The 19,886-nt window shown below is 69.9% G+C and carries 11 protein-coding genes and 1 pseudogene; 10 read left to right on the plus strand and 2 right to left on the minus strand.

Annotated elements, in window-relative coordinates; translation table 11 throughout:
• Window positions 1–50: 50 nt before the first annotated feature.
• Window positions 51–1,766 (minus strand): 3-hydroxyacyl-CoA dehydrogenase family protein, encoded by a 1,716-nt coding sequence (locus HTV45_RS31185; protein WP_308309796.1) that lies wholly within the window; start codon window positions 1,764–1,766, stop codon window positions 51–53.
• A 132-nt stretch (window positions 1,767–1,898) separates the two neighbouring features.
• On the minus strand, window positions 1,899–3,281 hold the full coding sequence (gene ccrA, locus HTV45_RS31190) for a crotonyl-CoA carboxylase/reductase (protein ID WP_215209267.1): 1,383 nt from the start codon (window positions 3,279–3,281) through the stop codon (window positions 1,899–1,901).
• Between the two features lie 723 nt (window positions 3,282–4,004).
• Between ccrA and HTV45_RS31195 the strand changes: the two genes are divergently transcribed.
• From HTV45_RS31195 to HTV45_RS31240, 10 genes and pseudogenes are all read left to right on the plus strand, one after another.
• The gene (locus tag HTV45_RS31195) at window positions 4,005–4,583 is read left to right on the plus strand and encodes a flavin reductase family protein (protein WP_215209268.1); all 579 of its coding nucleotides are present in this window, start codon (window positions 4,005–4,007) and stop codon (window positions 4,581–4,583) included.
• 226 nt (window positions 4,584–4,809) lie between these two features.
• Window positions 4,810–5,748, plus strand: coding sequence for a helix-turn-helix transcriptional regulator (locus tag HTV45_RS31200; RefSeq protein ID WP_215209269.1), 939 nt, complete (start codon window positions 4,810–4,812; stop codon window positions 5,746–5,748).
• 659 nt (window positions 5,749–6,407) lie between these two features.
• Window positions 6,408–7,268, plus strand: coding sequence for a 3-hydroxyacyl-CoA dehydrogenase family protein (locus HTV45_RS31205; protein ID WP_215209270.1), 861 nt, complete (start codon window positions 6,408–6,410; stop codon window positions 7,266–7,268).
• Window positions 7,268–7,963, plus strand: coding sequence for an O-methyltransferase (locus HTV45_RS31210; RefSeq protein ID WP_215209271.1), 696 nt, complete (start codon window positions 7,268–7,270; stop codon window positions 7,961–7,963). Before HTV45_RS31205 ends, HTV45_RS31210 begins: the two co-directional genes overlap by 1 nt.
• Window positions 7,960–8,235, plus strand: a complete 276-nt coding sequence (locus HTV45_RS31215) for an acyl carrier protein (protein ID WP_215209272.1) — start codon at window positions 7,960–7,962, stop codon at window positions 8,233–8,235. Before HTV45_RS31210 ends, HTV45_RS31215 begins: the two co-directional genes overlap by 4 nt.
• A complete protein-coding gene (locus HTV45_RS31220) occupies window positions 8,228–9,328 on the plus strand; it encodes an acyl-CoA dehydrogenase family protein (RefSeq protein WP_215209273.1) in 1,101 nt (366 codons plus the stop codon). The genes HTV45_RS31215 and HTV45_RS31220 overlap by 8 nt, the downstream gene beginning before the upstream one ends.
• A 25-nt stretch (window positions 9,329–9,353) precedes the next feature.
• Entirely contained in the window at window positions 9,354–10,445 is a 1,092-nt protein-coding gene (locus HTV45_RS31225) for an HAD family hydrolase (protein WP_215209274.1), read from the plus strand.
• A gap of 86 nt (window positions 10,446–10,531) precedes the next feature.
• Window positions 10,532–12,391: a BTAD domain-containing putative transcriptional regulator gene (locus HTV45_RS31230; protein WP_215209275.1), complete on the plus strand. Its 1,860-nt coding sequence runs from the start codon at window positions 10,532–10,534 to the stop codon at window positions 12,389–12,391.
• A gap of 129 nt (window positions 12,392–12,520) precedes the next feature.
• Window positions 12,521–18,829 carry a type I polyketide synthase gene (locus HTV45_RS31235; protein ID WP_215209276.1) on the plus strand — a complete coding sequence of 2,103 codons (6,309 nt, stop codon included), beginning with the start codon at window positions 12,521–12,523 and terminating at the stop codon, window positions 18,827–18,829.
• A 34-nt stretch (window positions 18,830–18,863) separates the two neighbouring features.
• Window positions 18,864–19,886 (plus strand): annotated as a pseudogene (locus HTV45_RS31240) (beta-ketoacyl synthase N-terminal-like domain-containing protein); the annotation flags it as partial.

Consider the following 19,886-nt stretch of genomic DNA (forward strand, 5'->3'; position numbering starts at 1 on the left):
GGTGAGAGGGAGGCGGCGGCACATGTCGTACGGAGCCGTGGTTCGGACGGTCACGCGGTCCGTCGGCCGAGGGGACCACGGCTCCTGAAACCCGTTCCCGTCTTGCGTCCCAGATGCCCCATGCCGACCAGGCCGTTCAAGGAGCGGGCCGGCTCGAAGTCCTCGGTCCCGAAAGCCTCGTGCAGCCGCTGGAGAATGGCGAGCGAGACGTCCAGCCCCACCGTGTCCAGGAGGCCGAAGGGACCCAGCGGGAATCCCAGCAGCGACTCGACGGCGGTGTCGACCTCTTCCACGCCGAGGGACCCATCGAGTTCCAGCGCTCGGACAGCGTGGTTCAGATAGGGGAAGAGCAGGAAGTTGACGATGAATCCCGTCCGGTCGGCGCAGTCGACGGCGGTCTTGCCCAGGCGCTCGCAGAGGGCGTGGGCGGTGGCGTGGGCCGCGTCACTCGTCGCCCCGGTGCGCACGACCTCGACGAGACGCATCACCTGGGCCGGGTTGAAGAAGTGCATGCCGATCACGGCTTCGGGCCGGCTGGTGGCGGCTGCGCAGTCGGCGACGGAAAGACTGGACGTGCTGGTCGCGAACACCGCGCCCGGACGGCACACCTTGTCGAGTTGTTCGAAGACGGACCTCTTGACGGAGACGTCCTCGGCCACCGCCTCGATGACGAGGTCGCAGTCGGAGAGGGCCGTCAGGTCGTGGTCGCCCTGGATACGGGCGAGCGCCGTGTGCGCGGCGCCGGAGTCCAGCCGGCCCCGCTCGACGGCTCGTCGAAGAGACGAACCGATGGCCTCACGCGCCGAATCGGCCCGTTCGTCGGTACGGCCCACCATCGTGTTCTCCACACCGGCGAGAGCCAGGGTGTGCGCGATGCCACGTGCCATGGTGCCGGTGCCCACGATCCCCACGTGTCCGATGGCCGGAGCCTGGCCGGAGGGACGGTCCTGCGGCTCCGCCACGACGCGTCGGCCGGTCCCGTCGTAGGCGTGGTAGCCCTGTCCGCTCTTGCGCCCCAGCCGTCCGCTCGCGATCATCCGCTCCAGTGACGAGGGCGGGCGGTGGTACCCGCGGCCGGTACGCCGGTGCAGGTCGCCGAGTTCCCTGTGCACCGTGTCCACGCCGACGGCATCGAGCATCTCGAGAGGGCCGGCGGGCAGGGCGCACCCGAGCCGCATCGCGTTGTCGATGTCCTCGGAAGACGCGTAACCCTCCTCGTGCAGGGCGGCGGCGCGGCCCAGGTAGGGGAGGAGCAACCTCCGTGCGACGGGTGTGTCGACACCGGGCGGAGCAACCGCGGGTCCGAGCAGCGACAGCAGTTCCCCGGCTGCCCGCACCGCCTCGGGCGCGGTCATCGTCGTACGCACGAGTTCGGCTCCCGCCCGCGGGGACAGGGGCAGGGCGAAGCGCAGTCCCACGAGGTGGGCCGGACGGCCGGACGCGATGGCGAGCGAGGGAACCGACAGTGAGGCCGTCGTCGTCACCAGTGCCGTGACACCCGGGCACTCCGCACCCGAGCGGCGCAGCACGTCTTCCTTGACGCCGGCGTGCTCGGACACGGCTTCGATGATCACGTCGGCCGCGCGCAGACGCTCGAACCGGCCGCTCACATCCGCCGTACCGGAACGCGTGCGCGCTCTTTCGACGACGGCCGGATCGCTGTCGACACCGATCACGCGCGTACCGCTCGCGTCGAGGGCGTGCAGCAGTGCCTGCCCCGTCGAGCCCAAGCCGACTATGCCGACCACCATGTGTTGCTGAACCACGTCTTCAGTCCCCTCGAGTCGAGTGCGGGAATCGATCGGCATACGGGCGGCGGTGACGCACGGGACCGGCGGGGACGCTTCTGTCGCGTCAGGCCGGCGTTCGCGCGGCCCGGGTCCCGCCGCCGCGTACGGTCAGTTCCCGCCGGTCGCCGTCCCGGCCGCGCTGCCGTCGGTCCCGGGAGAGGCGCGAAAGCGGTTGATGGCGTCGAGGTTCCCGGCCCGCAGGGCGTGGTCGCGGACCCCCGTGCCTTCGGCGGGGGCGAGGGCGAGAACACCGATCTTGCCCTGGTGCACGTTGTGGTGGACGTCCCACGCCGCCTGGCCGGTGTCGTCGAGGCGGTACGTCCTGGACAGGGTCGGGTGGATCCTGCCCTTGGTGATGAGACGGTTGGCCTCCCATGCCTCGCGGTAGTTGGCGAAGTGCGAGCCGACTATGCGCTTGAGGGACATCCACAGGTACCGGTTGTCGTACTCGTGCAGGTACCCGGAGGTGGACGCGCAGGTGACGATGGTGCCGCCCTTGCGCGTGACGTAGACGCTGGCGCCGAAGGTCTCGCGGCCGGGGTGCTCGAACACCACGTCGACGTCTTCACCGCCGGTGAGTTCGCGGATGCGCGAGCCGAACCGTTTCCACTCCTTGGGGTCCTGCGTCCGCTCGTCCTTCCAGAACCGGAAGCCCTCCGCAACGCGGTCGATGACGGCGGTGGCACCCATGGCCCTGCACAGCTCGGCCTTGCGCGCACTGGACACCACGCAGATCGGGTTGGCACCCCCGGCCAGTACCAACTGTGTCGCGTACGACCCCAGGCCGCCGCTCGCTCCCCAGACGAGGACGTTGTCGCCCTGCTTCATGCCCGCGCCGTTGCGGGAGATCAGCTGGCGGTAGGCAGTGGAGTGGACCAGCCCGGAACTCGCGGCCTCTTCCCAGGTCAAGTGCTCGGGTTTCGGCATCAGTTGGTTCGACCTGACGAGCGAGAGCTCGGCGAGGCCGCCGAAGTTGGTCTCGTAGCCCCAGATCCGCTGCTCGGGATCGAGCATCGTGTCGTTGTGGCCGTCCGAGCCCTCCAGGTCGACGGAAAGGCAGTGCGCCACCACCCGGTCACCGGGGTGCCACCGTCGCACGCCGGGGCCGGTGCGCAGGACGACGCCGGCGACATCGGAACCGATGGCGTGGTAGTCCCGGTCGTGCCGTGCGGCCGAACCGCCGGTCCGTGCGTAGCGTTCCAGCAGCGCGAAGGTGGACACGGGACTGGCGAGTGCGCTCCACACGGTGTTGTAGTTGATGGCACTCGCCATGACCGCGATCAGCACCTCGCCGACCTCGGGCTCCGGAGTGGGGACCTCCGCCAGGTGGACGGACTTCGTCGTGTCACGGTCCTCCAGGGGAATACCGTCGAATATGTCACGCTCGTCACGGAACAGTACGGCGGCCTTGTGGGACTCGGGAATCTCCAGTGCGGCGAAGTCTTCAGTGACGGCGTCGGGTGACTCGACCGCCTCGAGGATGTGCTGCATCACGGACCTTTCTGTCGAGCTTCGGCCAGGCTTGGGACAGGTGATGGCTGCGGCGGCATGCCGAATGCGTGGACGTCCTCTGCTCGGCGGGTCGGCGCGACCCGAGAAAACGCGGTGCGTGGATGACACCGCCGTACGGTTCGAAGTGTGTGGGTGAGGGGCCGCTTGTGGAGACGCGCGGTGCCGCCGTTACGTTCCTGTTCGCAGGGAAGTCTACGAATAGGGGAACGCATGCCGGACACACCGGCCTGGAAGAGGAAAGCAGAGCCACGTGGCAGCGGAATCCGCGGCTGGGTGTTGTTGCGACACGCATGGCTACGCTAGCAGCGGCCGGTGAGCGTGAACAAGCATGCTTCCTGTGGACGCGGACGTCGTTCAGGGATCGGCTCCATGAACGATCGGGGAGAAGCGAGGCCACCGCTGGTTCATCCGCGTGTATGCAACGGCGTGGCTTTGCATACACGCTCCGGAAGGATTTCTCGGTAACCGGGTCTCCGGTGAGCCGCACGGCGGGCACGGCTTGCGCGCCTGCGGACGCGGACCTACCGGCCGGCGTCGCCGCCGTGTCGATCCTGTGCGCCCGGCGGAGCGTTACGTCCGTGTGGCCGCTGAAGACCTGCGCCAGCGAGCCAAATTTCACCGAAGGTCTTGGTGGCTCGTCCCTACGTTCCTTTCAGGAGTCCTCCTTAGACTCCGAGGAGTGGCTGATGTGAGGAGTCGGTTATGGTTTCCCCGTTTAGTGCGATGGATTTCCGGCGTACTCTCGGCCAGCTTCCGACCGGGGTAACGGTAATCACCACCAAGGGGCCGCTCGGCCGCCCCGTCGGCATGGCGTGCAATTCCTTCATGTCGGTGTCGCTGGACCCTCCGCTGGTCCTGCTCTGCGTCGGAAACGCGTCATCGACGCTGATTGATCTTCAACGGAGTGGTGCGTTTTGCGTCAACATTCTGGCCAGCGATCAGGCACAGCTGTGCCGGCAGTTCTCGGTCAAGGGCATCGACCGGTTCGCCGGCGTCCCGTGGACCGAGTCCGCCGCCGGGCCGGAACTCACCGAAGCGATCGGCTGGATGTCGTGCTCGATCGAGTCCGAGCAGGTCGCCGGCGATCACCTCATCGTCATCGCCAGGGTGACCGGACTGCGGATGAACCAGGACGAGCCCGCGCCACTGGTATTCCATCGCGGCAGGCTCGGTTCGTTCGCCGAAGCCGAGGAACCACTGACGGCGGTCGGCGCGCCGTCCTGGACCGGGCGGGGCGGTGCTGTGCGCAGACCGATGGCCGCACCGGGAACGTTCATGTGAGGGGGACGCGCCGGTCCGCCTCCTCGTCGGCGCTCCTCGCGCCACGGGCGGGAGTCCGGGGCAGGCACAGAAAGCCCACTCAGGTCTTTCCGGGCATGTCGGTCTAAGCGTAAAATACCGCTCGGGTATCATTCGCGGGAAGTTGGCGGAATGAATCCAAAGTTCACTTGGAGCGGTTTTGTCTCCCAGGCCGGGTGTCGGAATATTTGAAGTTTATGAATGGAGTTTGGGCAGGGACGACTTCTCTGCCGAGGATGTGGCGAAGGAGTGGGACCTCGATGGTCCTGGTGAGGGTGAGGAGATCGTCACCAAGCTCCTGGAGCTCCGCCTCGTTCAGCCGCCGGACAATCAGGGTGACCGGTATGTCCCGGTAGATCCGAGTGCCGCCTCGTTCCAGCTCCTGACCAGGAGTGAACTGGAGCTGCTCGAACGGAAGGTCGCCATCGGCCGGCTCCGGGACGACCTCGCGCGCATGTCGGTGCTGTTCCAGTCGAGCAGGTTCGGCAGCCAGGTCGCGAATTCGTTCGACATCGTGAGATCCCGTGAGGCCGTCGGGCTGCTCCTCTCCCGCGCGGCGGCGAACAGTTCGCGCGAAGTCCTCTGCATGCAACCGGGGAGCGGGTGGTCGGTCGAGGAGCTGGGCGAGGCGCGGAACCGGGAACTCGAGATGCTCGATCGCGGCGTCTGCCTGCGGGTTCTGTACCAGCACACCGCTCGGTTCGACATGCCGTTCCGTGAGCGCGCGGCGAAGCTCACCGAGTCCGGTGCCGAGGTGCGCACGGCGGGGGCGCTCTTCGGCAGCCTCTTCATCTTCGACCGTGCCACGGCTTACATCCTCCTGAGCGACGAGGAGGGCGGTGCCGTGGTCGTCCAGGAAAGTTCGCTCGTCAACTTTCTGTACTCCTGTTTCGAGCATGTCTGGGCGACCGCCAAGGAGTTCGACATCCGCCGGGCCGAAACGGAGGTCATCAGTCGTGACATGAAGCAGGAGATCGTCAAGATGTTGATCTCCGGCGTCAAGGACGAGGCCATTGCCCGGCGTCTTGGCGTGTCGGTCCGTACCTGTCGCAAACACATAGGTCAGGTCATGCAGATGTTCGGTGCGACGAGCAGATTCCAGTTCGGCTATCTGGTCAAGGAAGCCAATCTCGACGAGGACGTGTAAGGACCGCTGATTTCAGCCTGCCGGCAGATGGCCCTCCCGGGTGCCTGCCGGCATCCGTGTGTTCGCTCGTGCTCGGCTGCACGGATGTGCTGCCATTCTCCGATGCAGCCATGTGTACATGGCCAGGGGGTGGCGGTGCTCATCAAGTGGAAGTGCAGCTTGTGGAGTGGTTCATGGACTGGATCCTGGCCCGTTTATGACGCAGGCTTTTAGCCATTGGACTGCTACAGCGATCCAATGGTTCAACGTTTGCTGCACACTATTGGGGGGGCGCATCACCACGGGTCGGTCCTCGTGCCATTCGACCAACCGGCACGGTGCGTCCTGAGGCGATTGCGCCGGGGCGTGTTGTACGTGGGGACACCTATACGAAATAATTACGGGATATGCTCCTCGGAGCCGGTACTCCTGAAAGTCATCCTGGTGGGTACCGTTTATCGTTGCCGTTGTGATGGTTGTGCGAATGCCGACCTGACGGTGTATTCACGTGTGCGCGTGTCCGCCGCAGCGTGCGTGTTTCCGCAATCATGGACAATTTTCCTCCGAAATCCCTCTGAACGTAAAGCTGAGGTAGTTATGAGCGGGTCTGTCGTTCGTGACATCAGTCGGGAGCCGGTATCGCCCTCCCCTGTTCCGGGGCGGCCGGGCGTGATCGGCCGATGACGGACAACAGGGGTGCGCCGCGGCTCGCGGTGTTCGGCGCAGGAGTCATGGGTATCGGTATCGCGACCCTCGCCGTCGGACGAGGAGTGCCGGTCACGCTGGTGGACGTGGACCAGGCGCGGCTGGGTACGGCACATGAGCGCGTCCGCGGCGAGCTCCGGCTCGCCCACATGATGGGAGCCCTGCCGCGGGGCGGACCGATCGGTGAGCTGCAGGTCGCCGAGTCCGCGGTGGTGGCGGCGGACGCGACCTGGGTGATCGAGGCGATCACCGAGGTCGCGGAGCTGAAGGCCAAGGTGCACAGGGAGATCGCCTCCGCGGTCGCGCCTGGGACGCTGCGTGTCACCAACACCTCGTCCATCCCTGTCGATGAACTCGCCGGCCAGGTCTCCTCCCCCGAGAGCCTGGTCGGCGTCCACTTCATGAATCCGCCGTACCTCATCGGCACGCTCGAGGTGATCCGCGGTCCGCGCACCGGCGAGGCGGCGATGTCGTCCGTCCGTGACCTCCTGTCCATCCTGGACCGGAAAGGGATCGTGGTCGCCGACGGACCGGGCTTCGTCACCAGCCGCGTACTGCACCGGATGATCAACGACGCGGCGAACGTCGTCGAGGAGGGCCGGGCCGGCGTCGAGGACGTCGACGCCCTGATGGAAGGCTGCCTGGGACACCCGACGGGTCCGCTGAGGACCGCCGACCTGATCGGGATCGACAACCTTGTCGACTCCCTCCTGGTGCTGCACGAGCGCACCGGAGACGAAGGCTGCCGCCCGAGCGAGCTGCTCCTGCGGATGGTCGCTGAGGGCAATCACGGTCGCAAGACCGGACGTGGCTTCTACGAATACGGAGCCCACTGATGGCCGGTCAGGTGCAGATCGACGAGCGCTTGCTCGACTACGTGCAGTCGGTGTCCCTGCGGGACGACGAGATCCTGCGCGAGCTGGTTGCCGAGACGGCGTCCATGCCGGCGCTGAACGCCATGGTGACCATGCCCGAGGAGGGGCAGCTGCTCTCCATGCTGGTCGGACTGACCGGCGCCTCCCAGGTGCTGGAGATCGGCACGTTCACCGGCTACAGCACGTTGTGCATGGCCCGGGCGCTGCCGCCCGGCGGGCAGATCGTCACCTGCGACATCAGCGAGCGCTGGACCAGGGTCGCCCGGCGGTACTGGGAGCGCGCGGGGGTCGGCGACCGCGTCGAACTGCGGCTCGGGGACGGCGCGGAGACCATGGGGACCCTGCTCTCCGAACGCGGTCCGCAGACCTTCGACCTGGTCTTCATCGACGCCGACAAAACGAGCTACGCGCGGTACTACGAAGAGGCGCTGACGCATCTGCGCCCCGGCGGCCTGATCGTGCTCGACAACACGCTGTACTTCGGCCGGGTCGCCGATCCGGAGGCGGACGATCCCGACACCCGGGCCATCCGTGAACTCAACGCCTCGCTGCTCGATGACAGCAGAGTGGAACTCTCCCTGCTCGTCATGGCGGACGGCATCACATTGCTGCGCAAGAACAAGGTGCACCAAGAACAAGAAGGGGACTTCTCATGACGGACTCGACAACCGAGCTGTCCGTGGCCGCCATCGAGCAGCGCATCGGAGAGTTTCTCGAGGCGAGGACCAAGAGGACGTGGGAGCCGGAGGTGGACCTGTTCACCTCGGGCGCGGTCTCCTCGCTCTTCGCGATGGAACTGGTGGTGTTCGTGGAGAGCACGTTCGGCGTCGCCGTGGAGAGGGGCGACCTCGCCATGGACAACTTCCGCACGGTGCGGACCATGAGCACACTGGTGACCCGGCTGCGCGGTGGTGTCATAGATGCTTGATGCCCTGACCGCGCTGGTGACGGAAACGGTCGCCGACGCCGCGAGCGAGTGGGACGTGGCGGGCGAGATCCCGATCGGCGTCCTCAGAGGGCTGGGCTCCAAGGGCGTGCTGTGCGCCGAGGTGAACCCGGTGTTCGGCGGCCTCGGCCTGTCCGGTACCGACAACGCGGAGCTCACCGCGCACACCGGCGCGCTCTGCAGTTCGCTGCGCAGTGTGATGACCTCCCAGGGGATGGCCGCGTGGACGATCCAGCGGTTCGGCGACAAGGCGCAGCGGGCGGAGTACATGAGCCGGCTCACCGGCGGTGACCTGGCCGCGGTGGCGTTCAGCGAGCCGGGTGCCGGGAGCGATCTCGCCGCGATGAGCACCGAGATCCGGCGGGAGGGCGACGAGGTCGTCGTCAACGGCACCAAGACCTGGATCACGGTCGCCGCCTACGCCGACTGGATCATCGTGTTCGGCCGGTACGCGGGCGGGGGCGCCGCTGTCGTGGTGCCCGCGTCGGCTCCCGGGGTCCGGGTGACGAAGGTGGCCGACCCTCTCGGCTGCCGCGCGGCCGGGCACGCGACCGTGGTCCTCGAGGACGTGCGGCTGCCCGCGGGGAACCTGCTCGCGGTGGCCGGCCAGCCGGTCGTCATGCTGATCACCATCGCGCTGACCTACGGCCGTCTTTCGGTGGCCTGGGGATGCGTCGGGATTCTCCGCGCCTGCGTCACGGCGGTCGCCCGGCACGCCGGGAACCGCGAGCAGTTCGGCCAGCCCCTGGTGCGGCACCAGCTCGTCGCCAGGCACCTGGCCGAGCTCTACGCGGCGGAACGGACGGCGACGTTCGCCTGCGAGCGGGCGAGCCACAGCTGGGACAGCGGTTCACCCGAGCAGGTGCCCGCGTCGGTCCTCGCCAAACACGTCGCGGCCGGGAACGCCGCCCGTGGCGCGGCGTCGGCGGTGCAGGTCCTCGCCTCCGCGGGCGCGGCGGGCGGGCACGTGGTGGAACGGGCTTATCGCGACGCGAAGTTGATGGAGATCATTGAGGGCAGCAACGAGATCTGCCAGCTGATCCTCGCCGAGCACGCGGCCTCGACGGTGGCCTGACCGGTCCGCATGGAATGGAGTTGGCATGTCCAAATCTCAACAGATCGTGAAGTGCCTGGTCTGGGACCTCGACAACACCCTCTGGAAGGGCACGCTCGTCGAGGACGGCCATGTGGAGGTCGACGAGACGATCCGCAAGATCGTCACCGAACTTGACGCGCGTGGAGTGCTCCAGGCCGTGTCGAGCCGCAACGACCACGACGAGGCGTGGGCACGGCTCGAGGAGCTGGGCCTCGCCGAGTACTTCATCCTGCCGCACATCAACTGGGGCCCCAAGTCCGAGTCCGTGCGGAGGATCGCCGAGCGGCTGAACTTCTCGCTGAGGACGATCGCGTTCATCGATGACCTGCCGACCGAGCGCGCCGAGGTCGAGTACCACCTCCCCGACGTCCGGTGCTACCCGGCCGAGGACGCCGACACGCTGCTCGGTCTGCCCGAGTTCGACCCGCCGGTGGTCACGGTCGACGCCCGTCGACGCCGTGAGATGTACCAGGCCGGCTTCGAGCGCGAGCTGGAGCGGGAGAAGCACGAGGGCGCCGACGAGGAGTTCCTGCGCTCGCTCGACCTGGTGATGCGGATCGGGAAGGCCAGGGACGAGGAGATCACCCGGGTCGAGGAACTGACCCTGCGGACCAGCCAGATGAACGCGACCGGCGTGCACTACTCCGATGCCGCGCTGCGCTCGCTGCTGTCCGACGAGCGTCACGAGGTGCTCGTGGTCTCGCTGGCCGACCGCTTCGGACCGCACGGCGCGGTCGGGGTCATGCTGATCGAGAAGACTCAGCGGGCCTGGCGTATCAAGCTGCTGGCGACCTCGTGCCGTGTCGTCTCGTTCGGCGCGGGCGCGGTGCTGCTGCGGTGGCTCACCGACGCCTCCGCGCGGGCCGGTGTACACCTCGTCGCCGACTTCAAGCGCACCGAGCGCAACCGGATGATGGAGGTGGCGTACCGGTTCGCGGGGTTCACCGCCGCGGAATGCGCCTGTCTCGTCCCGTTCGCACCGCCGGAGGGGACCGAGTGCCTGCACCTGGAGGCCGTCCGACAGGACCCGCCGACCACGATGCGCGTCTTCGCTCCGGAACCGCTGGTCGGTGGTCCGGAAGCGGAGTGGCTGTAGACAGCGATCTGTCGCCGGCCTGACGGGAACACGAACGATATACGGGGGCTTCCTTGCAGTTGCTGGTGCTTGGCTCGTTAAAACTGATGGTCGACCAGACACCGATCGCGCTCGGCGGAGACCGGCGCCGGGCCACACTCGGTCTGCTGCTGCTCAACGCCAACCGCGAGGTGGCGACCAGCAGACTCCTGGAAGGACTGTGGAAGAGCGAGGAGACCCCGCCGACGGCGAGGAAGATCCTGCAGAACGCCGTACGGGGCCTGCGGGTCGTGTTCGCCGAGCACACCCGGGCGGACAACCGTCCGCCGGCCCTGCTGACATGCCCGCACGGGTACCAGCTCCAGGTGGGCCCGGAGCAGGTCGACATGTTCCGGTTCCACCGCGAGGCAGAGGCGGGCCGCGCGGAGCTGGCGGCCGGCCGGCCCGGCGCGGCGGCGGTCATCCTGCGCGAGGCACTGGCCCTGTGGCGCGGGCCGGCACTGGCCGACCTGGTGGAGGCCGGTCACTCCTGGACGGAACTGACGGAGCTGCAGAGCGCCCGGCTGGACGTCATGGAGGACTACTACGAGGCCGAGTTGGCCAACGGCCGTCACCAGGCCGTCCTGGGCGCCCTGGAGGCGATGGTCACGGCCGAACCGCTGCGGGAGCGGGCGTGCAGTCAGCTGATGCTCGCGCTCTATCGCAGCGGCAGGCAGGCCGACGCTCTCGCCGTCTACCGCAGGGTGCGGCAGCGACTGTCCCGGCAGATCGGTCTGGAGCCCGGCCGGGAGCTTCGGCTGCTGCAGCACGCGGTCCTGGTGCACGACCCGTCCATAGCGGCCCCCGTCGGGCCGGTGCGACCGGTGGTGATCTCCGGGTCCTGCTCCGGGCCGGAGCAGCGCGAGGGCTTCGTCCCCCCGTCCGCTCCGCAGGCGGACGGCCGTGCCGGAGACAGCGTCAGCGCCGTGCTGATCCGCACGGACTTCGGGACCGGAAACCGGGGTGCCGACCTCGGAGAGGCCATGGAACGTACCGCGAGAACGGTGCGGGAAGAGGTGGAGCGGTTCGGTGGTGTCATCGCCGGGGCGACCGGCTCGGTCACGCTCGCCCTGTTCAAGCCCGTGTCCCCGCAGGAGGGCGTCACCGACCGGGCCGCCGGACGGGCGGTCCGCGCCACGATGTCGCTGCGGCAGCGGATCTGCTTCGACCTGTCGGACGGCGAGCGGCCCGAGCTGCGGGTCGCCGTGTCGACGAAGGACGTTCCCGCCCGTCCCGGTGAGCCCCATCCGGGGCCGCTGCCCGTCAGGGGATCCCTCCTCGTCGGCTGCGAGTCCCTGCTCCGGTTCGCCGAGTCCACGGAGATCGTGGTCTGCGACCGCACCAGGAGGCTGACGGCCTCGGCGATCAGCTACGGCCGGGAGGACGGGCCGCGTTCGCGCTGGACCGTCAGGGGACGGTGCCACGAGGCGGCCGCCCAGCCCACGGCCCTCGACCGTGAACCCGAACTCGCCATACTGAGCAGCCTGCTGGAGCGTGTCCGGCACCGCGCGCGCCCGCATCTCGTCCTGGTGCTGGGTGGCCCGGGGATCGGGAAGACACCGCTGCTCGAGGAGTTCGAACGGCGGGTGGAGAACGCGGCGACCGTGCGGCTCGGCCAGGGCGGGTTCATGACCGCACCGGAAACGACGATGCCCGCCGGGCCACGCCCCCTCGTGGTGTTCGTCGACGATCTGCACCTGGCCGACAACGTTGTACTGGAGACCATCGAGGATCTCCTCGACCCGCCGATGCCGATGCCGGTGCTGGTGGTCGTCGCGGCCCGGCCGGAACTGTTCGTCAGACGCCCTGGCTGGGGGGCGGGCCAGCAGCACGTCAGCAGGATGACCCTCGAGCCGGCCACGCCCGCCGCGCCCGCCGGAGCACTGGTCGGACGCGACATGCGCAGACTCTGCCAGTCCGTCGGCTGACCACGGTTCGGCCGTTGGTCCGGGGAGCCAGTTTTGCCGCCCGATCTGAGGCTCTCGAACCCGGCTGACCGCCACCTGCGCACGCTTAACTGACGAAGCCGAGTATTCGACCGGAGGAGCAACGGGACGATGGAGAACGAGGCCAGGCTGCGCAACTACCTCAAGCAGGCCGTCGGGGAGTTGCAGGAGACCCGTGACCGTCTGCACGAGATGCAGCGGGCCGCCGTCGAGCCGATCGCGATCGTCGGTATGGCGTGCCGCTTCCCGGGCGGAGTCGTCTCGCCCGACGGGCTGTGGGAGCTGGTTGCCGACGGGCGGGACGCGATCGGGGACTTCCCGACCGACCGGGGATGGGACATCGACGGCCGGTACGACCCGAACCCCGGCGTGCCGGGCAGCTTCTACGCCCGTGGCGGTGGATTCCTGTACGAGGCCGCCGAGTTCGACGCCGAGTTCTTCGGGATCTCCCCGAGGGAGGCCCTGGCGATGGACCCCCAGCAGCGACTGCTGCTGGAGACCGCATGGGAGGCCCTGGAGCGGACCGGGATGGACCCGCAGTCCCTGCGGGGCAGCGACGCCGGAGTCTTCGTCGGGCTGATGGGCCACAGCGGCCAGCACTACGGACTCGGTGCCGAGGAGTCCGGACAGGGTGGTGACGGGTTCGGTGGGACCGGCAGCGCGGGCAGTGTCGCCTCCGGCCGGATCTCGTACCTGCTGGGCCTGGAGGGGCCGACGCTCACCGTCGACACGGCGTGCTCGTCGTCGTTGGTCACCACGCACCTGGCCAGCCGGGCCCTGCGCGCGGAGGAGTGCTCACTCGCCCTGGCCGGCGGAGCCGCGGTCATGCCCAGCCTCGATACGTTCGTGGACTTCTCACGCCAGCGCGGACTGGCCGAGGACGGCCGGTGCAAGGCGTTCTCGGCGGCGGCGGACGGCACGGGGTGGTCCGAGGGCGCGGGCATGCTGGTGCTGGAGCGGCTCTCGGACGCCGTGCGGCTCGGACACCCCGTCCTCGCCGTGATCAGGGGCAGCGCGGTCAACTCCGACGGCGCCTCCAACGGCCTGACCGCGCCGAACGGACCGTCCCAGCAGCGGGTCATCCGCCGTGCCCTGGCCGACGCCGGCCTCGCCCCGGCCGAGGTGGACGCCGTGGAGGCGCACGGCACCGGAACCAGTCTCGGCGACCCCATCGAGGCGCAGGCCCTCCTGGCGACCTACGGCCGGGAACGGTCCGCGGAACAGCCCCTGTGGCTGGGGTCGTTGAAGTCCAACATCGGGCACTCCCAGGCCGCAGCCGGTGTCGGCGGTGTGATCAAGATGGTGCAGGCGCTCCGGCACGGTCTGCTGCCGAGGACGCTGCACGTGGAGGAGCCGACACCCGCCGTGGACTGGGAGTCCGGCCCGGTGGAACTGCTCACCGAGGCACGGGCCTGGCCCGAGACAGGCCGGCCCCGCAGGGCCGCGGTGTCGGCCTTCGGGATCAGCGGCACCAACGCCCACCTGATCATCGAGCAAGCGCCCGGACCCGAGCCCGTACCGCAGGCCGGACAGGCTCCGGAGCCGGCGCCCGCGCACGCGGCGGTTCCGCTGCTGCTGTCCGCCTCCTCGACGACGGCGCTCGCGGCCAGGGCGGAGCAGCTGCACGCCCACATCACCGCACGCCCCGACGCGCCCGTGGCCGCCGCGCTCGCCACCTGCGCCCCGCGGTTGCTCCACCGCGCGGCCGTGACCGGCGACGACCCGCTGCCGGGACTGCGGGCACTCGCCGACGGGCGGCCGTACCCGGACGTCCTGCTCGGCACCGCGCGCCCGCACGGCAAGACGGTGCTCGTCTTCCCGGGGCAGGGCTCGCAGTGGTCCGGCATGGCACTGGACCTGTACCGCGAGTCCGACGTCTTCCGCGCGCAGCTCGACGGCTGCGCCGCCGCCCTCGCCCCCCACGTCGACTGGAACCTCCTCGACGAACTCGCCGGGCCGCTCGACCGGGTGGACGTCGTACAGCCCGCCCTGTGGGCCGTCATGATCTCCGTGGCCGCGCTGTGGAAGCACCACGGGGTGGCCCCCGACGCCGTGATCGGCCACTCCCAGGGCGAGATCGCCGCCGCGTACGTGGCCGGCGCGCTCTCCCTCGAGGACTCCGCCGCCGTCGTCGTCCTGCGGAGCAAGGCCATCACCCGCCTCGCCGGCACCGGCGGCATGGGGTCCGTGCAGCTCTCCGCCGCCGAGACGGCGGTGCGGATCGAGCGGTACGACGGCGCGGTGGAGATCGCTGCGGTCAACGGGCCCGGCAGCACCATCGTGTCCGGCACGGTCGCCGGACTGGAGGCTCTCGTCGCGGACTGCGAGACCGACGGCGTACGCGCGCGGCTCATCCCCGTGGACTACGCCTCGCACTCGGCGCACGTCGAGGCCCTGCGGGACGAGATCGTCACGGCCCTGGCCGGCATCACCCCCCGCTCCACCCGGATCCCGTTCCACTCGACGGTCACCGGCGAGATACTGGCCGGCCCGGAACTGGACGCCGATTACTGGGTGCGCAACCTGCGCCACACCGTCAACTTCGCTGCGGGCACCCGCTCGCTCCTCGACCAGGGACACCGGGTGTTCGTCGAGGTCAGCGCGCACCCCGGGCTGACGACCGCCATCGCTGCGACGGCCGAGGAGGCGGAGATCCCCGACGTGGCCGTCCTGGACTCGCTGCGCCGGGACGACGGCGGACCGGCACGCTTCCGCGCCGCGCTGGCCAAGGCGTACGTGCACGGCGTCGGCGTCGACTGGCACATCCCGGCCACCCGGGCGGAGCTGCCGACGTACCCGTTCCAGCGCTCTCGTTACTGGTTGAAGGAGACCGCCGGGACCGGTGACACCGCCGCGCTGGGCCTGCGGCCGGCGGACCACCCGCTGCTCGGCGCCGCCCTGCGCACGGCGGACGCGGACACGCTCGTCCTCACCGGACGGCTCTCCCGCACCGCCCAGCCCTGGCTGGCCGACCACGGGATCGGCGACTCGGTGCTCCTGCCCGGCACGGCGATGGTCGAACTCGCCCTGCACGCCGGGGACCGCGTCGGCCGCGGGCACCTGGCCGAGCTGACCATGCACGCACCGGTCGTCCTCGACGCCGACCTGGACCTTCAGGTACTGGTCGGCCCGGACACCGGGAACGGCCGGCCGGTGAGCGTGCACACCGCCCCGAGCGGCAAGGACGACTGGACCCGGCACGCCGACGGCGTCCTGACCGCCGAAGAGCCCGCGGAACCCGGGGACCTGGCCTCCTGGCCGCCACCGGACGCGACAGCCGTGCCGGTGGACGGGTTCTACGCGTCCCTCGCCGACCGCGGCTACACCTACGGCCCGGCCTTCCAGGGCCTGCACGCCGCCTGGCAGGACGGAGACGTGGTCTACGCGTCGGTCGAGCTGCCGGAGGAACAGGAGACCACCGGCTTCGGACTGCACCCCGCGCTGCTCGACGCTTCGCTGCACGCGGCGGGCCTGGTCGAGGCGGACAGCGTCCGCATACCGTTCAGCTGGACCGACGTGCACCTGTACGCCACCGGCGCCAGGACGGTCCGGGTGCGTCTCTCCCCGGCCGCATCCGGCTCGATCGCCGTACTGGTGACCGACGAGTCCGGACAGCCGGTGGCCTCCGTCGGGGAACTGGCGCTGCGGCCGGTGGACACGGCGGCGCTCGGACGGGCGCGCGCGGACCTCTCGTCGCTGTTCAGCCTGGACCTGGCGCCGGTCGAACTGCCGGACCCGCCCGCGGAACAGGGCTGGGTCACACTCGCGGCCGACGGCCGGGACCGCCCGGACCCGTCGTCGCCGACGACGGCCGCCCTGTGGGCCTGCCCCACCGGAGACCTCGAAGACGTCGTCGCCCGCACGCTCGACGTGGTGCGGGACTGGCTCGCCGAGGAGCACCTCGACAAGGTCCCGCTCACCGTGCTCACCCGGACGGACGACCTCACCCACCGTGCCGTCTCCGGTCTGCTGCGCACCGCGCGTACCGAACACCCCGGCCGGCTGCGCCACATCGACGCCGACGACCATCCGTTCACGCGGAGCGCGCTGCCCGCCGCGATGGCCGCCGGCCATCCGGAGCTGGTCCTGCGCGGTGGACTCGGCGCGGTGCCGCGACTCGTCCGCGCGTCCGCGTCACCGGCGCTGGTGGCGCCGCGGGACCAGCCGTGGCAGCTGTCCCTCACCTACCGCGGTGAACTCGACGGGATGTCGCTCAGCGCCTGCCCCGAGATGCTGCGCCCCCTGGAGACGGGCGAGGTGCGGATCGAGGTACGGGCGGGGGGCCTGAACTTCAAGGCCGTCCTGCTGGAGCTCGGCATGGTGGCGCGCGACGAGTGGTCGTCACTGGGCGAGGGCGCGGGAATCGTGCGCGAGGTGGGTCCCGGGGTCACCGGACTGCTGCCGGGCGACCGGGTGATGGGCCTGTTCACCGGCGGCCTGGGGTCGGTCACCGTCTCCGACCGCAGGCTCGTCGTCCCGATGCCCAAGAAGCTCTCCTTCGCGCAGGCCGCCGGCGTTCCGGTGGTGTACCTGACGGCGTACTACGGCCTCGCCGACCTGGCCCGGCTCCGGTCGGGCGAATCGCTGCTCCTGCACGCCGCGACCGGCGGGATGGGCTTCGCCGCCCTGCAACTCGCCCGGCACTGGGGCGTCGAGGTGTTCGGCACCGCCAGCTCCGGCAAGCGCGACGTACTGCGCGACTGGGGCTTCGACGACGACCACCTCGCCGACTCCCGCAGCCTGGGCTACGCCGGCCACTTCAACTCCACCACCGGCGGCCGCGGCGTGGACGTGGTGCTCAACTCGCTGGCGAACGAGCACGTCGAGGAATCGCTGGCCCTGCTGCCGCGCGGCGGCCGGTTCGTGGAGATGGGCAAGACCGACATCCGTGACCCCGAGGAGATCGCCGGGCGGTTCCCCGGCGTGCGCTACCAGGCGTTCGACGTGATGGATGCCGGCCTGGACCGTCTGGGCGAGATGCTGGAGGAGATCCGCGTCCTGTTCGACGAGGGCGCGCTCCGGCCGATGCCACTGACCACGTACGCCGTGCACCGTGCACCGGAGGCGTTCCGGTACCTCAGCCAGGCACGGCACGTGGGCAAGATCGTCATGACGCTGCCCGCACCGCTCGACCCGGACGGCACGGTACTGGTCACCGGCGGGACCGGAGTGCTCGGCGGGCTCGTCGCCCGGCACCTGGTGGCCGAACACGGTGTACGCCGCCTGCTGTTGACGAGCCGGCGCGGTCCGGCGGCCGAAGGAGCGGCCGAACTGGCCGAGGAGCTGCGGGCGGCGGGTGCCGACGTCTCGGTGGTGGCGTGCGATGTCACCGACCGCAAGGCCCTGACGGACCTGGTCGGGTCGGCCCACCGGCTGACCGGGGTGATCCACGCGGCCGGAGCACTCTCCGACGGCGTACTGGAGGCCCTGACCCGGGACGACCTCGACACCGTCCTGCGGACGAAGGCACGGTCGGCGTGGGTCCTGCACGAGCTGACCCAGGAGCACGATCTCTCCATGTTCGTGCTGTTCTCCTCGGCTGCCGGCGTGCTGGGCAACGCGGGCCAGGGCGGGTACGCCGCTGCGAACGCCTACCTCGACGGTCTCGCGGAACACCGGCGCGGCATGGGACTGCCCGGCACGTCGATCGCCTGGGGCCTGTGGCAGCAGGTGAGCGCGATGACCAGTCATCTGGGCGACGCCGGCCGGGAACGGGTGTCCCGGATGGGCCTGGACGCCATCACCGACGAGCAGGGACCGGCCCTGTTCGACGCCGCACTCGCACTCCACCGCTCGCTGGCGGTCGCGGTGCCGATCGACGTGACCCGCCTGCGGCAGAGCGGTCACGCGGTGCCCGACGTGCTGTCCGCCCTGGATCCGGCGACACCGGTCCGGCGACGGGTGGTGGAGCCGGCGGCCGCGACGACACAGCGGGACCGGCTCCTCGAACTGCCCCCGGCGCAGCGGCGCAAGGAGCTCCTGCGACTGGTACGGGAGTCCGCGGCGGTCGTACTCGGGTACAGCACGGCCGAGGCGGTCGACGGGGACGGCACGTTCAAGGAGCTCGGGTTCGACTCCCTGACCGCGGTGGAACTGCGCAACCGGCTGAGCAACGCCACCGGGCTGCGGATGCCGCCCACCGTCGTGTTCGACCACCCGACATCGGCCGAACTCGCCGGGTTCCTGGACGAACAGCTTCTGCCCACCGAAGGGACGACCGTGCGGTCGGTCGTGGCGGAACTCGACCGGCTGACAGTGGTGCAGCTCGACGAGAGCGAACGGGGTGAGCTCACCAAGCGGCTGCAGGAAGTACTGCGCCGACTGGCGGCGCCCGCCGACGCCGGAGAGGAGCGGGACCTCGCCGCGGCCTCCGACGACGAACTTTTCGACTTCATCGACAGCGAGCTCGACACCGCCTGATCTTGCGTGTCCGAAGGAAAGAGGACTGCCCGGAATGTCCACCAACGAGCAGAAGCTTCGAGAGTACCTGCGGCGGGTCACGACGGACCTGCAGCGAGCCCAGCGAGAGCTGCGCGACGCCGACGCGGCTGCCCATGAGCCGATCGCGATCGTTGGTATGGCCGGCCGTTTTCCGGGCGACGCCGGCACCCCTGAGGAACTGTGGGAGCTGGTCCGGGACGGTCGGGACGCCCTCACCGACTTCCCGGCCGACCGCGGCTGGGACCTCGACCGGCTGTTCGACCCCGATCCCGACGCGCCGGGCACCACATACCTCGCACGGGGCGGGTTCCTCTCCGACGCGGCCGACTTCGACGCCGAGTTCTTCGGGATCTCGCCGCGCGAGGCCCTGGCGATGGACCCGCAGCAGCGGCTGCTGCTGGAGACCTCGTGGGAGGCGCTGGAGGACGCCCGCATCGACCCGGCGTCGCTGAAGGGCACCGACACCGGTGTGTTCGTGGGCGTGGTCNTTCTTCGGGATCTCGCCGCGCGAGGCCCTGGCGATGGACCCGCAGCAGCGGCTGCTGCTGGAGACCTCGTGGGAGGCGCTGGAGGACGCCCGCATCGACCCGGCGTCGCTGAAGGGCACCGACACCGGTGTGTTCGTGGGCGTGGTCCCGCAGGAGTACATGCCCCGTGCGGGGGAGGCCCCCGAGGAGCTGGAGGGCTTCGTGCTCACCGGCGGCACCACCAGTGTCGCCTCGGGCCGGATCTCCTACACCCTGGGGCTGCTGGGACCGACGATGACGCTGGACACGGCGTGCTCGTCGTCGCTGGTGTCGATCCACCTGGCGGAGCAGGCCCTGCGGGGCGGCGAGTGCGACATCGCCCTGGCGGGCGGCGTCACGGTGATGTCCGGGCCCAGTGTGTTCGTGGGCTTCTCCCGGCAGCGCGGGCTGTCGCGGGACGGGCGGTGCAAGGCGTTCGCGGCCGCGGCGGACGGGACCGGGTTCTCCGAGGGCGTGGGGATGCTGGTGCTGGCCCGGCTGTCGGTGGCGCAGGAGCGCGGACTGCCGGT

It is taken from the genome of Streptomyces sp. CHD11 (assembly GCF_018638295.1).
In the GTDB taxonomy this organism is placed as follows: domain Bacteria; phylum Actinomycetota; class Actinomycetes; order Streptomycetales; family Streptomycetaceae; genus Streptomyces.

Coding starts and splice junctions, on each gene's coding strand:
- HTV45_RS31215 (WP_215209272.1), top strand. CDS start 7,960: ATGACGGACTCGACAACCGAGCTGTCCGTGGCCGCCATCGAGCAGCGC.
- HTV45_RS31195 (WP_215209268.1), top strand. CDS start 4,005: ATGGTTTCCCCGTTTAGTGCGATGGATTTCCGGCGTACTCTCGGCCAG.
- HTV45_RS31220 (WP_215209273.1), top strand. CDS start 8,228: ATGCTTGATGCCCTGACCGCGCTGGTGACGGAAACGGTCGCCGACGCC.
- HTV45_RS31210 (WP_215209271.1), top strand. CDS start 7,268: ATGGCCGGTCAGGTGCAGATCGACGAGCGCTTGCTCGACTACGTGCAG.
- ccrA (WP_215209267.1), bottom strand. CDS start 3,281: ATGCAGCACATCCTCGAGGCGGTCGAGTCACCCGACGCCGTCACTGAA.
- HTV45_RS31205 (WP_215209270.1), top strand. CDS start 6,408: ATGACGGACAACAGGGGTGCGCCGCGGCTCGCGGTGTTCGGCGCAGGA.
- HTV45_RS31230 (WP_215209275.1), top strand. CDS start 10,532: ATGGTCGACCAGACACCGATCGCGCTCGGCGGAGACCGGCGCCGGGCC.
- HTV45_RS31225 (WP_215209274.1), top strand. CDS start 9,354: ATGTCCAAATCTCAACAGATCGTGAAGTGCCTGGTCTGGGACCTCGAC.
- HTV45_RS31235 (WP_215209276.1), top strand. CDS start 12,521: ATGGAGAACGAGGCCAGGCTGCGCAACTACCTCAAGCAGGCCGTCGGG.